This window comes from Oerskovia paurometabola, assembly GCF_016907365.1.
Taxonomy (GTDB): domain Bacteria; phylum Actinomycetota; class Actinomycetes; order Actinomycetales; family Cellulomonadaceae; genus Oerskovia; species Oerskovia paurometabola.
The window spans coordinates 3808777-3822327 of record NZ_JAFBBV010000001.1 but is presented as its reverse complement, the minus strand read 5'-3'; the positions used below and the strand labels follow the sequence as shown (position 1 = coordinate 3822327).

Annotated in this window: 11 protein-coding genes; 6 read left to right on the top strand and 5 right to left on the bottom strand. The window is 74.1% G+C overall.

From position 1 onward, the window contains the following. Positions 1-161 precede the first annotated feature (161 nt). The 5 genes from JOD48_RS17015 (at position 162) to JOD48_RS16995 (ending at position 7797) form a co-directional block, all read left to right on the top strand. Positions 162-1043, top strand: a complete 882-nt coding sequence (locus tag JOD48_RS17015) for an ATP-binding cassette domain-containing protein (RefSeq protein WP_191789585.1) — start codon at positions 162-164, stop codon at positions 1041-1043. Beyond that, positions 1040-3145, top strand: coding sequence for a YhgE/Pip domain-containing protein (locus tag JOD48_RS17010; RefSeq protein WP_191789584.1), 2106 nt, complete (start codon positions 1040-1042; stop codon positions 3143-3145). The genes JOD48_RS17015 and JOD48_RS17010 overlap by 4 nt, the downstream gene beginning before the upstream one ends. A 91-nt stretch (positions 3146-3236) precedes the next feature. Then, positions 3237-3707, top strand: a complete 471-nt coding sequence (locus JOD48_RS17005) for a DIP1984 family protein (RefSeq protein ID WP_191789583.1) — start codon at positions 3237-3239, stop codon at positions 3705-3707. Between the two features lie 98 nt (positions 3708-3805). Continuing rightward, positions 3806-4369 carry a dihydrofolate reductase family protein gene (locus JOD48_RS17000; protein WP_204809875.1) on the top strand — a complete coding sequence of 188 codons (564 nt, stop codon included), beginning with the start codon at positions 3806-3808 and terminating at the stop codon, positions 4367-4369. 587 nt (positions 4370-4956) lie between these two features. Beyond that, positions 4957-7797, top strand: coding sequence for an FAD-binding and (Fe-S)-binding domain-containing protein (locus JOD48_RS16995; protein ID WP_191789756.1), 2841 nt, complete (start codon positions 4957-4959; stop codon positions 7795-7797). Here the strand turns inward: JOD48_RS16995 and gadC are convergent. Beyond that, on the bottom strand, positions 7794-9311 hold the full coding sequence (gene gadC / locus JOD48_RS16990) for a glutamine/gamma-aminobutyrate antiporter GadC (RefSeq protein ID WP_204809873.1): 1518 nt from the start codon (positions 9309-9311) through the stop codon (positions 7794-7796). The two genes, JOD48_RS16995 and gadC, sit on opposite strands and share 4 nt — an antisense overlap. 154 nt (positions 9312-9465) lie before the next feature. Here gadC and JOD48_RS16985 point away from each other — a divergent pair, with 154 nt between their 5' ends. Beyond that, positions 9466-10194 carry a nitroreductase family protein gene (locus tag JOD48_RS16985; RefSeq protein WP_204809872.1) on the top strand — a complete coding sequence of 243 codons (729 nt, stop codon included), beginning with the start codon at positions 9466-9468 and terminating at the stop codon, positions 10192-10194. Between the two features lie 17 nt (positions 10195-10211). On the opposite strand, the gene JOD48_RS16980 is transcribed toward JOD48_RS16985, so the two are convergent. The 4 genes from JOD48_RS16980 to JOD48_RS16965 form a co-directional block, all read right to left on the bottom strand. Beyond that, positions 10212-10784, bottom strand: a complete 573-nt coding sequence (locus tag JOD48_RS16980; RefSeq protein ID WP_204809871.1) for a GNAT family N-acetyltransferase — start codon at positions 10782-10784, stop codon at positions 10212-10214. Between the two features lie 90 nt (positions 10785-10874). Continuing rightward, positions 10875-11726, bottom strand: a complete 852-nt coding sequence (cofC, locus tag JOD48_RS16975; protein ID WP_204809870.1) for a 2-phospho-L-lactate guanylyltransferase — start codon at positions 11724-11726, stop codon at positions 10875-10877. Further along, on the bottom strand, positions 11723-12655 hold the full coding sequence (gene cofD / locus JOD48_RS16970; RefSeq protein WP_307824223.1) for a 2-phospho-L-lactate transferase: 933 nt from the start codon (positions 12653-12655) through the stop codon (positions 11723-11725). Before cofD ends, cofC begins: the two co-directional genes overlap by 4 nt. A 151-nt stretch (positions 12656-12806) precedes the next feature. After that, positions 12807-13520: a maleylpyruvate isomerase N-terminal domain-containing protein gene (locus JOD48_RS16965; protein WP_191789578.1), complete on the bottom strand. Its 714-nt coding sequence runs from the start codon at positions 13518-13520 to the stop codon at positions 12807-12809. Positions 13521-13551: the final 31 nt, after the last annotated feature.

The window sequence follows — 13551 nt, the reverse complement described above, 5'->3', positions numbered from 1 at the left end:
GACCTTCACCCTCCGGCCGAGCAGAACGAGCGGCCGGACGAGCGGGGCGCCGGGCTGCGCCCGACCCGGACAAGGTGCGCTCCTGCGGGGTCCAACGGAAGATCGACGGAGGCTCCGTCGCGGCCCATCCGCGCGGAGGCCCGCCACGAGAGGACACGACGGTGCAGATCGCGTTGGACGACGTCCAGGTCGAGGGTCGGCGGGCGCCGATGCTCGAAGCCACCACCCTGACCCTCGCCGCGGGGGAGTGCGTCCTCCTCGCGGGCGAGCCGGGCCACGGGCACACCGCGCTCGCGCTCGTCGCGACCGGTCGCCTCGCCCCGTACACCGGGACCGTCACGCTCGTGGGCGACGACGGCACCACCACGACCGCGACCGCGGACCTGCGCCGTGTCACGGCCGTGGTCGACGTCCCGGGGATCTCCGAGCCCGACGAGGCGCTCACGGTCGGGGACGTCGTCGCCGAGGAGCTCTCGCTCGCGGGCCAGTGGTCCCTGCCCGGTCGCGCCGCGAAGTGGCTCGACGCGCACGACCTGCTGGACCGCCGCGGCGACCGCGTCGACGAGCTGCACGGCACGCTGCGCACCGCCCTCCTGTCGTCCCTCGCGTCCGAGCGCAAGGACGTGCGGTTCCTCGTCCTGACCCTGCCCGACCGGCACCGGGGGGAACCCTCGGGCTGGTGGGCCGTCGCGGAGTCCCTCGCGGCGCTCGGCTACGGCGTGCTCGTCCAGTGCACGCGCTCCTCGGCCCGCGACCTCGGTGCCGACCTGCCGCCAGCGCGCGGCGACGACGCGCTCCGTGCGGCGCCGGTCGAGGCCCTGCGGACGCGGCCCGAGCCGGCGGCGGTACCGGACGCGCGGCAGGGCGACCAGGACGGGACCGTCGGACCGCCGGAGCCCGTCGAGACGACCGACCCGACCACGCTCTTCGACCGGGCAGAGCCGGGACGCCACCAGGCTGTGGCTCCCGAACCGGTCCCCGAACCACCTGACGCCCCACCCGCCGCACCGGACCCCGACACCGACGAGGAGGCCGACCGATGACCGCGATCCGCCTCGGGATCTCCGAGCTCCGGCGCATCAGCGCCGGGACCCTGCCCAAGCTCGCGATCCTCGCGATGATCGTGATCCCCACGCTGTACTCGGGGCTGTACCTGTTCGCGAACGAGAACCCCTACGACAAGCTCGCCGAGGTCCCGGCGGCGCTCGTCGTCCAGGACCGCGGCACGACCGTCGAGGACGCGGTCGACGGCACCTCGACCGAGAAGAACTTCGGCGACGAGGTCGCGAAGCAGCTCGTCGACGGTGACGGCGGGTTCGGCTGGGTCGAGACGACACAGGCGGACGCCGAGGCCGGGGTGCGGTCGGGACGCTTCGACGCCGCCCTCGTCATCGGTCCGACGTTCTCGGAGGACCTGGCTTCGTCGGGAAGGTTCGAGCCGCAGCAGGCGAGCCTGGTGCTCATCACCAACGACGCCAACAACTACCTCGCCGCGACCATCGCGGACACGATCGTGGGCAAGGTCCGTGACGCGATCGCCGAGCAGGTGGGCACCGAGGCCGCCGACACGTTCCTCAAGGGGTTCGCCTCGATCCACACCAACCTCGCGAGCGGGGTCGAGGGTGCGCAGAAGCTGGTCGACGGCGCCACGCAGCTCTCCGACGGGACCGGGCAGCTCGTGGACGGCACGGCCCGGCTCGCGGCGGGGGCGAGCGAGGCCGCGAGCGGTGCGGCCCGCCTCGCCGACGGGGCCGACGAGCTGTCGACCGCGAGCGGCACGCTCGCCTCGGGCGCGGGCACCCTGTCGGACGGCCTCGACACGCTGCGCAGCAGGACTGCGAACCTCCCGGCGCAGACCCAGGAGCTGGCCGACGGTGCGCAGCAGGTCGCGGACGGCAACGCCCAGGTCGCGGGCTACGGGCAGCAGGCGGCAACGGCGGCGAGAGACGTCGTCGGGCAGCTCGCGAACGCCGACGCCGACGTCCAGGCGCTGCTCGACCAGCTCGTCGCGGACGGGACGCTCACGCAGGCCCAGGCCGACCAGATCCAGCCCGTCGTCAGCCAGGCCATCACCGACATCACGCCCGCGGTCGAGGACGCCGCCGCCACCGTCGAGGGGGCCGCCGGGAAGCTGGGCGAGCTCAGCGCGGGCTCGGCGCAGGTCGCGGCCGGGGCGGCGACGCTCGCGGGAGCCACACCCGCCCTCACGCAGGGCATCGCGACCGCGGCGTCGGGCGGGGACCGGCTCGCGTCGGGCGCGGCAGAGCTCGAGGACGGGGCGGGCACGCTCGCGAGCGGCGCGGGCGCGCTCGCCTCGGGCACGGCGCAGGTGTCCGACGGCGCAGCCGAGCTCGCGTCGTCGAGCGTGACCCTGCGCGACGGGACGGCCCAGCTCCAGTCCGGCACGACCGAGCTCTACGACGGCCTCGCGGCGGGACTGGGGCGCATCCCCGACGTCGACGAGCAGACGCAGGAGGAGACGGCGAAGACGCTCGGCAACCCGGTCGCGGTGAAGAAGGACACGATCGCGAACGCGGGCACGTACGGGGCCGGGCTCGCGCCGTTCTTCATGTCGCTCGCGGCGTGGATCGGCGCGTACGTGCTGTTCCTGCTCGTGCGGCCCCTGTCGAACCGGTCGCTCGCGGCAGGGCGACCCGCGTGGCAGACCGCGCTCGGCGGCTGGCTCCCGCCGGCCGTGATCGGCGTGGCCCAGGTCGCGCTCATGTTCACGGTCGTGAAGTTCGCGCTCGACATCGACCCCGTGTACGCCGTGGGGACCGCGGTCCTGCTCGTGCTCGCGTCGGCGACGTTCGTCGCGATCCTCCAGGCGCTCAACGTGTACCTCGGGGCGGTGGGGCAGTTCCTGGGGCTCGTGCTCATGCTCGTCCAGCTCGTGACCGCGGGCGGGACGTTCCCGTGGCAGACGATCCCCGAGCCGTTGCGCGCGCTGCACCGCTTCCTGCCCATGTCCTACACGGTCGAGGGGCTCCGGCAGCTCCTCTACGGCGGGGACCTCGCGACCGTCGCGCGGGACGTGGGGGTGCTCCTCGTGGTCCTCGCGGTCGCGCTCGCGGCCACGACGTTCGCCGCGTACCGGCAGCGGGTGTGGAGCCCGACGAGGCTGCAGCCGGAGCTGGTGCTCTAGGCAGGTGCGGCGATCCTGCGACGGGTTCGTCGGACCGAGATAGGTTCGGACCGGAAGTCCGTCCCGTCCCAGCACCAGGAGTCGATCAACGATGAAGCTCGCCGAGGCCCTCGCGCAGCGCGCCGACCTCCAGCGCCGGCTCGCCCAGCTGGCGAGCAGGGCGATCGCGAACGCCCGCCACCAGGAGGGCGACCTCCCGGCCGAGGACCCGGTCGCGCTGCTCGCCGAGCACGAGCGCACCGCGGCGCAGCTCGAGTCCTTGATCGGGCGCATCAACGCGGCGAACCTCGCGACCGAGGTCGAGCCTGGCCTGACCATGACGGCCGCGCTCGCGCGTCGCGACGTGCTGCGCCTGCGGCACCGTCTGCGGAGCGACCTCGCCGACGCCGCATCGGCCTCCCAGGACCGTTTCACGCGCACCGAGCTGCGGTACGTGTCGGGTGTGGACGTGCCCGCGACGCGGGCCGAGGCCGACGACCTGGCGCGTGCGCTGCGTGAGCTCGACACCCGCATCCAGCAGGTCAACTGGACGGCTGACGTCGAGGGTGACGGCGTGGGCTGAGGCCCCGCGCGCGGGGTCGCACAGGTCCTCGTCGATGACTTCGCGCCACTGCGGCCGTCTGTAGTACACCGAACACCGGCAGCCGGGAGGACGACACCATGGGGAAGCTGACGTTTGCCATGAGCATGAGCCTGGACGGATACGTCGCCGCGCCCGGCGACGACCTCGGCTGGAGCGTGCCGAGCGACGAGCTGTTCCAGTGGTGGTCCGACCGGGTGGGGGCGACGGGCACGGCGTTGTACGGGCGCGGCCTGTGGGAGGCGATGAGCCCCCACTGGTCGACCGCCGACCAAGAGCCCGGCGTCACACCGGCGCACGCCGAGTTCGCCCGCCGCTGGCGGGACATGCCGAAGGTGGTGTTCTCCTCGACGATCAGCGCGGTCGACTGGAACGCCCGCCTGGTCACCGGCGACGCCGTCGCCGAGATCGCCCGGCTCAAGGCCGAGGACGACGGCCCGCTGGACGTCGGCGGCGCCGCCCTCGCCGCGTCGGTGATGCGGGCCGGGCTGATCGACGAGTACGTGATCGTCACCCACCCGGTCCTGGTGGGCGGCGGCACGCCGTTCTTCCCGTCCCTGGACACCTGGGTGAAGCTGGACCTGGTGGAGACCCGGACGTTCCCCGGCGGTGTGCTCCAGACCAGGTACGAGACGAGGCGCTAGGTCCCGCCGGTCGCCCGTGCTCCGCCCTCGGGCTCGGTGCGCGGGCCGACCCGCAGTACCGTTGCGACCGGAGCGGACGGAAGTCGGTAGCCACGAGCGGGAGCGAGCACGACCCGGCCCGGGCAGGGCAACTCCAGGAGCCGGTGGGCAGGCTCGTACAGGGTCACCCCTGGCACGGTGCAGCCCAGCACGGCGCACATGTGCACCGCGCACCCGGCACAGCGCACCACCGAGTGCTGGCCCGCACGTGGCGAGGGTGGGTCCGGGGACCTTCCGTCCGCTCCGCCGCCCGGCGCCGGGCAGTGAACCGCGCGCCGCCGTCGGGCACGGTGCCGACCCGTCCCCCGCGCAACCCCCGATCCGGGACACTCCCCGGACGCGCGTCCGCGGCCCCGGGGAGTGGTGGGAGAATCGCCGACGTGACTGCTGAACTCGACGCCGCAGGAGCCCCCGTCCCGCCCGAGCGCACGGAGGCGGACGCCCAGCACGCCGCGAAGGCGGCCGCCGCCGAGGAGGCCACGCGGTCCGCGGCCCTCAGCGAGGCCGAGCGTGCCGCGGACGCGGCGCGCGAGGCCGTCGCGGCCGCGCTGCGCACCACGACGCGCGGCATCGTCGACTCCTCGACGCGTCGCCGGGCCGAGTACTCGACCGACGCGTCGAACTATCGCGTCGTCCCCGAGATGGTGGTCTTCCCGGTCTCGACCGAGGACGTCGTGGCGACGCTCGAGGTGACGCGCGAGCTCGGCGTGCCGCTCACGGCGCGCGGCGCGGGCACGTCGGTCGCGGGCAACTCGATCGGCCCGGGCGTCGTGATCGACTTCTCGCGGCACGTCAACCGGGTCCTGTCGGTCGACCCGGCGGCGCGCACGGCCCGCATCGAGCCGGGTGTCGTCATGTCGACGCTGCAGAAGGCCGCGGCCTCGCACGGCCTGCGCTTCGGCCCCGACCCCTCGACGCAGAACCGCGCGACGCTCGGCGGCATGATCGGCAACAACGCGTGCGGTCCGCACGCGGTCGCCTACGGGCGCACCGCGGACAACGTGGTCGAGCTCGACGTGGTCGACGGCACGGGCCGGCGATTCACCGCGGGCAAGGGCGACCCGACGTTCGCGGCGGTCCCCGGCCTCGCGCAGCTCGTCAAGGACAACCTGGCGCTCATCCGCACCGAGTTCGGGCGGTTCGGGCGGCAGGTCTCCGGGTACTCGGTCGAGCACCTGCTGCCGGAGAACGGCTCGGACCTCGCGAAGTTCCTCGTGGGCTCCGAGGGCACCCTCGTCACGATCCTCGAGGCCACGGTCGCCCTGGTCCCGATGCCGAGCGCGCCCACGCTCGTCGTCCTCGCCTACGAGGACATGCCCACCGCGGCCGACGACGTCCCCGCCCTCCTCTCGCTGAGCCCGCTCGCGGTCGAGGGCCTCGACGCCCGCCTCGTCGACGTGGTGCGCCGCGCCAAGGGTGCGGGCTCGGTCCCCGAGCTGCCGCCGGGCGGTGGCTGGATGATGGTCGAGGTCGGGGGAGCGACTCCCGAGGAGGCGTACGCGAACGCCGAGGCGATCGTCGCGGCCTCCGCGTCGACGTCCACACGCATCCTGCCCGCAGGTCCTGACGCCACGGCCATGTGGCAGATCCGGGCCGACGGCGCCGGGCTGGCCGGGCGCACGCCGGCGGGGGAGCAGGCGTGGCCGGGCTGGGAGGACTCCGCCGTCCCGCCCGAGAAGCTGGGCGCCTACCTGCGCGACCTCGACGCGCTCATGGCGCGCTACGGCGTCGACGGCCTGCCGTACGGGCACTTCGGCGACGGGTGCGTGCACCTGCGCATCGACATCCCGCTCGAGACGTCGGGCTCGGTGCTGCGGACCTTCATGACCGAGGCCGCCGAGCTCGTGGCCAAGTACGGCGGCTCGCTGTCCGGTGAGCACGGCGACGGCCGCGCACGCTCGGAGCTGCTGCCCGTCATGTACTCGCCCGAGGCCATCTCGCTGTTCGAGCAGGTCAAGGCGCTGTTCGACCCGCAGGACGTCCTCAACCCCGGGGTGATCGTGCGACCCAACGCGGTCGACGCAGACCTGCGCCGGCCCAAGGCGCTGCCCGTGCTGCCGACCAAGGGCGGCTTCTCGTTCGGCCACGACCACGGTGACATGACCCAGGCCGTGCACCGCTGCGTCGGCGTCGGCAAGTGCCGCGCGGACTCGTCGGCGTCGGGCGGGTTCATGTGCCCGTCCTACCAGGCGACCAAGGACGAGAAGGACGTCACGCGCGGACGGGCGCGCGTGCTCCAGGACGCGATCAACGGCACGCTCGTGGGCGGCCTCACGTCGCCCGAGGTGCGCGACTCGCTCGACCTGTGCCTGTCGTGCAAGGCGTGCTCGGCCGACTGCCCGGCGGGCGTCGACATGGCCCAGTACAAGGCCGAGGTCCTGCACCGCACCTACCAGGGCAAGCTGCGCCCCATGAACCACTACGCGCTCGGCTGGCTGCCGCGCTGGTCGCGCCTCGCGGGCATGATGCCGCGGTTCATCAACACGGTCCTCGGCATCCGGCCGCTCGCGAAGCTCGTGCTCTCGCTCGGCGGCATGGACCCGCGCCGCGAGGTGCCGAAGTTCGCCGAGGTCCCGTTCCGCACCTGGTGGAAGCGCGGAGGTGCGACGAACGGGGTGCCAGGGCTCGCCGTCGGGCAGACGCCCGGTCGGCCCAAGGCGGGCAAGCGGCCGCAGGTCGTGCTGTGGACCGACTCGTTCAGCGACGCGCTCGCGCCCTCGGTGCCGCAGTCCGCGGTCACGGTGCTCGACGCCGCGGGCTACGACGTGATCGTGCCCGACCAGCAGGCCTGCTGCGGCCTGACCTGGATCAGCACGGGCCAGCTCGACGGGGCCCGCAAGCGGCTCGAGAACCTGCTCCAGGTCCTGGGACCGTTCGCGGTCAACGGGATCCCGATCGTCGGGCTCGAGCCCTCGTGCACCGCGGTGCTGCGCTCCGACCTGCTCGACCTCTTCCCCGACGACCCGCGCGCCAAGGCCGTCGCGGGCGCGACCCACACGGTCGCCGAGCTCCTCACGCGCCCCGAGACGCGCCCCGCACCCGAGACCTGGCAGGTGCCCGACCTGTCCGACGTCACGGCCGTCGTCCAGCCGCACTGCCACCAGCACTCCGTCATGGGCTTCGCGGCCGACGAGAAGCTGCTGCGCGGGGCCGGCGCCACGATCGACACGCTCGCCGGATGCTGCGGCCTCGCCGGGAACTTCGGCATGGAGAAGGGCCACTACGACGTGTCGGTGGCGGTCGCGGAGAACGCACTCCTGCCCGCGCTGCGCAAGGCCGGCCCGAACGACATCTTCCTCGCCGACGGGTTCTCGTGCCGCACCCAGGCCGACCAGCTCGGCGGCGTGCAGGGCAAGGCGCTCGTCGAGCTGCTCGCCGAGCGGCTCTAGGCCGGCGCCTCGGGGGGCGCGGCCTGCGCCCCCGCGCCCCGGATCTCCGACTCCTGGGCGCCGACCTGCCACGTGAACGGTGCGAAGTCGAGCGTCTCGTCGCGCCACGACGCCCGGCGCGCGGCGTACGCCCAGAACGGCAGCGCCACGAAGACCACGCTGAGGCCGACGAGCAGACCCACGTACGTCGTCGGGCTACCCACCTCGACCTGCGCGGGCGGCACGAAGCTCACCACGAGCGCGAGAGCCGCCGCGAGCAGGCCGCACCCGCCGATGACCCACACGCCCACGATGCCGCCGGGCACGTGGTAGCGGCGCGGTCGGGCGGGCTGGGAGTACCGCAGGGCGATGACCGCCGCGAACATGAGCACGTACGCGACCAGGTACAGGATCACCGTGAGCTGGCTCAGGAGCTGGTACGCGGCCTGGACCGACGGCAGGACCACGAACAGGACCGACAGGACCGTGACGACCGCGGCCTGGACCAGCAGGATGCGCGAGGGCATGCCCGCCCGGTTCGTCCGGTGCAACCAGCGTGGCAGGTAGCCCGCGCGCGCCACGGACAGCAGACCCGTCGCCGGGCCCGCGACCCAGGTCACGATGCCCGCGAGCACGCCCACGGCCAGCATCGCGGCCAGGTACGGCGCCGCCCACCCGACCCCCGCCCAGGAGAGCAGCAGGTGGTAGGCCGTGAGCAGGCTCTGCGTCAGGTCGATCTGCCCCGTCGGGATGACCACGGCGATGGCGAGCGTCCCCAGGACGAGCACGACGACGGCCCCCAGCGCGGCCACGAGGATCGCGATCGGGTAGTTGCGGATCGGGTTCTTGATCGACCGCACGTGCACCGCGTTCATCTCCATGCCCGCGTAGAACAGGAAGATGCTCGCCGCGAGCACGATGTTCGACACCTTCGACAGGTCCGGCACGAACGCGCCCCACGAGAGCTCGACCTGCGACGGGTTGCCCGCCGCGAGGTATGCGGCGGCCAGCCCGATGAGGATCGCGGCCGGCACGAGCGTCCCCACGATCCCACCCCACTTCGCGACCTGGGAGAACGACTTCACGCCCCGCAGCGCGATGAGCGTCGCGAGCCAGAACACCGCGAGCACGACCGCGAGCACGAACACCTTGTCGCCCGACAGCCGCGGGGCGCTCGCTGCGTCCCCCGTGTACGCGAGCGTCACGGCGGCGAACGTGAGGATCGTGGGGAACCAGATGCAGCCCTCGATGAACACCATGAAGATCGCGAGGAACCCCCACCGGCTGCCGAACGCCTCGCCGACCCAGCGGAACATGCCGCCCTCCTCGGGCCAGCCCGTCGCGAGCTCGGCAGCCACGAGCCCCACCGGGGCGAGGAAGAACAGCGCCGCGAACAGGTAGTAGAACGTCGAGGCGAGCCCGTACTCGGCCTCTGCGGGGAGCCCGCGCAGGCTCACGACCGCGACGATGTTCATGACGGCGAGCGCGGCGACCGTGATGGTCCCCGCGCCGGGCGTCCTGCGTTCTTCGCTCACGTGCGTGGCCTTCCTGCGACGGGGGGTGCCGGGTCGTGGCCGACGGCGCGACTCACGCATCGTGGCACCGGGCGAGCGGCGGCGCGCGGGGAGCGGGTGGTCCGGACGCTCGGCCGCGTGCTCGGTGTGGCCGCGGGCTGGCAGCATGGTCGGCATGGAGTTCCAGGACGTCGTCCGCCGCCGCCGCATGGTCCGACGCTTCACGGACGAGCCCGTCGATCCCCGGTCCGTGGACCGCCTGCTGCGCAACGCGGTCCGCGCACCCAACGCCGGCTTCACGCAGGGGTGGGCGTTCGTCGTCCTCGACACGCCCGACGGCGTCGCGCGCTTCTGGTCCGCGACCTCGCCCCGCGCGGTGGGGGAGCCGGGCGGGGGCGGTTCCGCCGGGGGTGCGGGCGGCGAGGGGGACGCGGCCCCTGGCGGCGCCGCGAAGGAGAGCCGGTGGCTCGCCGGGATGCGGACGGCCCCCGTGGTCGTCGTGGTCCTGACGTCGCGCGAGGCGTACCTACGGCGGTACGCCGAGGACGACAAGGCCCGTGCGGCGGCGCAGGCCACGGGCGAGGGCGACTCCCCGTGGGACGTCCCGTACTGGCACGTCGACGCGGGCATGGCGTCGCTGCTCATGCTCCAGACCGCGGTCGACGAGGGACTCGGCGCGTGCTTCTTCGGGGTGCCGCCGGGGCAGGTCGAGGCATTGCGGGAGGGGTTCGGGGTGCCGGACGAGTTCCTGGTGACCGGGGTGGTCGCCGTCGGGCATGCGGCGGACCCGGCCCCTCGGGAAGGCGCGAGGGGACCTGGGGTCGGCGCTACGGCGTCGGGGGGTTCCCCGACGCGACGCCCGCGCCGACCGCTCGAGGACGTGGTGCACCGCGGCGGGTGGTGAGACCGTGCCCCGCGGGGTCAGCGCAGGTCGAGCCGCATGAGCACGCGAGGGAACCCGTTGAGCACCGAGCCGGTCGTCGCGGCCTGCGTGAACCCGGCGTCCTCGAAGAGCTTCTTGGTGCCCGCGTAGGCCATGGTCAGGTCGATCTTCTTCCCCTGGTTGTCGAGCGGGTACCCCTCGACGGCCGGTGCGCCGTGCTCGCGGGCGAAGGCGACCGCGCCCTGCAGCAGGTGGTGCGAGACGCCCGCCCCGCGGTGGCCCGGGCGCACCCGCACGCACCACACCGACCACACGTCGAGGTCGTCGACGTGCGGGATCTTGCGGTTGCGGGCGAAGGCCGTGTCGGCGCGCGGGTGCACGGCAACCCAGCCGACGACCTCGTCCCCGTCGTACGCGAGCACGCCGGGGGGCGGGTCCTGGCGGCACAGCTCCTCGACGAGCGCGCCGCGGTCGGGACCGACGAGCGCGACGTTCTCCTTCGAGGGCAGGCGGTAGCTCAGGCACCAGCACACGTTCGCGTCGGGCCGCTTGGGCCCCACCATCGTGCGCACGTCGGCGAACTCCGTCGCGGGCCGCACCTCGATCACCATGCCGTCACGATGCCACCGGCCGCTCCCGCGTGCTCGTCAGAGCGAGCGTGACCTCCGGTGCTCGCGGGTTCTGACAGCCTGGCGGCGGTGTCAGCCCCGGCGGGCCCGGTCCATGGCGGCGTGCAGGTCCGCGAGGTCGTCGCGGGCTCGGACGTCGCTCGGCAGCTCGGACCAGTCGTCGAGCGTGTCGAGGTCCACCGCGGTCCCGGTCCGCTGCACGACGACGGCGCGCACGCCCCGCAGCTCGGCTTCGGCCAGGTGCGCCTCGAGGCTCCCGACGCCGAAGCGGAACGTGAACGGTGCCTCGGCGTCGAGCGCCAGGAGGTTGGTGCCCGAGCGCGTCCGGTCGGTCGCGACGACGACGGGCGCGTCCTCGGCGAGCAGGGCCTCGACGTCGTCGGTCGTGAGCGCCGGGAGGTCGGCGTGGGCGACGAGGAGCCGGACGGATCGCACGGCCGTGCCACCTGCGCCCTGGCCCGCCGGGTCGGCGAGGCTCGCGACGATCTCCCGGCCGACGTCGAGCGCGGCGTTCAGCCCCGGGCGGCTCGCGGGCTGCAGGACGATCTGGAGGCGGCCGGGGCCGTCGCCCTCGGCGCTGTCGCCGTCCCCCCCGGCGGGAGTGCCGGTCACCGTCGGCGGGGCGTCGTCCATCGGTGGCGGCACCGGCTCGACCAGGCTCCCCAGCGCACGCCACGTGAAACGAGGGTCCGACGTCACCACGAGCACCCGCTCCACGGACCCGCTCGCGAGCAGCGTGCGCACCACGTGCCGCGCGAGCGTCGCGATCAGGCGGCTGCGCTCGGCCGGGTCGAGCACGGTCGCGAGCCGCGACTTGCCCGACGAGCCGTCGCGCAGCGGCACCACGGCGACGACACGCTGCCGGCCCGGGGACGCTCCCGCCGCACCCGTGACCGCGGGGTGAGCGGCGCCGTCGGGCGTCATGCCGATGCCGCGAGCAACTCGCGCGCCAGGCGCTCGCGGCCCTGCGCCCCGCCCATGACCGTGTCCGTCACGAGGACCTCGAGGCCCAAGGCCTCGATCGCGGGCGCGAGGTCGCGGTCGGCCTCGTCGATGCACATGACGTCGACCAGCCCCACGTACAGGCGCGCGACGCCGAGCGCCGAGACGTCGTGCCCCAGGCTTGCGAGGACCGACGCCGCAGGGCCCTTGAGCGCGCGGCCGCCGACGATCGGGCTCACCGCGACGCGGCGGGCCGACGAGGACGCGAGGGTGTCACGCACGCCCGGCACGCTGAGGATCGGCTCGATCGACAGGAACGGGTTCGACGGGGCGACGACCAGCAGGTCGGCCCCCGAGACCGCGTCGAGCACGCCCGGGGCCGGGGACGCCTGCTCGGCGCCCACGAACGTCAGCCCCAGGACCTCGTCGCGGTGCTGGCGGGCGACGAAGTACTCCTGGAAGCCCAGCGGCCCGTCGGCGGTCTCGACGACGGTCGCCACGAGGTCGTCCGTCATGGGCAGCAGGCGCGAGCGGACCCCGAGCGAGCCGGTGATCTGCGCCGTGACCTCGGTCAGCGTGGCCCCCGCGCGCAGGCGGGCCGTGCGCGCGACGTGCGTCGCGAGGTCCTTGTCGCCCAGCGTGAACCACGTGTCCTCGCCCAGGCGGCGCAGGGCGTCGAGCGTCGCGTAGGTCTCCCCGGCGAGGCCCCAGCCGCGCACGTCGTCGGCGAGGCCCGCGAGCGTGTACGTCACGGTGTCCAGGTCCGGGCTGATCGCGAGGCCGTGCAGCTCGACGTCGTCGGCCGTGTTGACCACGACCGTGAGGTCGGCTCCCGCGAGCTCCATACCGTGGGCGAGCTTCGCGCCACCCACTCCGCCTGCCAGGACCGTCACCCGCACGTCGTTCACCACCGGTCGAGCATAGTTGGGTCGCCTGGGGCGGCGGACCCGCCCGTGTCCGGTGAGATGGGTCCTTCTGCGCGAGACGGGTGGTTGCGCGCCGGTCCCCGGGACCCGTCTCGCGCACGACCACCCGTCTCGCGCACGTGGCGCGGCGGCGTGCTCAGAGCAGCGGCAGCATGCGCCCCAGGTCCGGCACCGAGTCCGAGGTGTGGAGCGGCGCGAGCGCGCGGGCCAGGTCGTCGACGTCGTAGGGGATGCGGCCCGTCGCGAGGCGGACCCACAGGCGAGGGTCGACGACCTCGAGGCTCCAGCCGCCGCGCGTCACGACGATGCGCAGCAGCTCGGCCGCGACGAGGTCCAGAGCGCCCCGGTCGACGGCCTTCTCGGCGACGCCCGGCAGGCTGCGCTCCAGGTCGTCGGCGTGCACGACGAGCTCGATGAGGCGCGAGACCACCATGTCGCGCAGCGTGATGGGGCCGCGGCGGGCCTGGACCACGGTCTCGGTGGGGGCGAGCTCGTCGAGCCGTGCGAACGCGCGCCGGGCGTACCCGGAGACGGCCGCCAGGCGGTCCGCCGCGATCTCCTCGTCGAGGGCGCGGGTCACCTGGGCGATCTGCTCGGCGCGCTCGGGGTAGGTGCCGAGGTACTCGGCGAGCGTGAGCGGGTTGGTGCCGGGGGCGACCGGGCCTGCGGCCACGAGCGCGTCCATGGCCCGGCCCAGGTGGGACACGAGCTCACCCACGGTCCAGCCGTCCAGGACGCTGGGCTGGTCGACCGCGTCGTCCAGGGTGTCGTCGAGCGACCCGAGCCACCTCTCGAGGCGGTCCCACTGGGTACGGAGGGCTGCGGTGGCCTCGGCCAGGTCTGCGGTCATGGTGACATCGTGCCGGGTGCGGGCCGCGGCG

Coding starts and splice junctions, on each gene's coding strand:
- JOD48_RS16965 (WP_191789578.1), bottom strand. CDS start 13,520: ATGACCGCAGACCTGGCCGAGGCCACCGCAGCCCTCCGTACCCAGTGG.
- JOD48_RS16980 (WP_204809871.1), bottom strand. CDS start 10,784: ATGGTGATCGAGGTGCGGCCCGCGACGGAGTTCGCCGACGTGCGCACG.
- cofC (WP_204809870.1), bottom strand. CDS start 11,726: ATGACGCCCGACGGCGCCGCTCACCCCGCGGTCACGGGTGCGGCGGGA.
- JOD48_RS17010 (WP_191789584.1), top strand. CDS start 1,040: ATGACCGCGATCCGCCTCGGGATCTCCGAGCTCCGGCGCATCAGCGCC.
- JOD48_RS16985 (WP_204809872.1), top strand. CDS start 9,466: ATGGAGTTCCAGGACGTCGTCCGCCGCCGCCGCATGGTCCGACGCTTC.
- JOD48_RS17005 (WP_191789583.1), top strand. CDS start 3,237: ATGAAGCTCGCCGAGGCCCTCGCGCAGCGCGCCGACCTCCAGCGCCGG.
- JOD48_RS17000 (WP_204809875.1), top strand. CDS start 3,806: ATGGGGAAGCTGACGTTTGCCATGAGCATGAGCCTGGACGGATACGTC.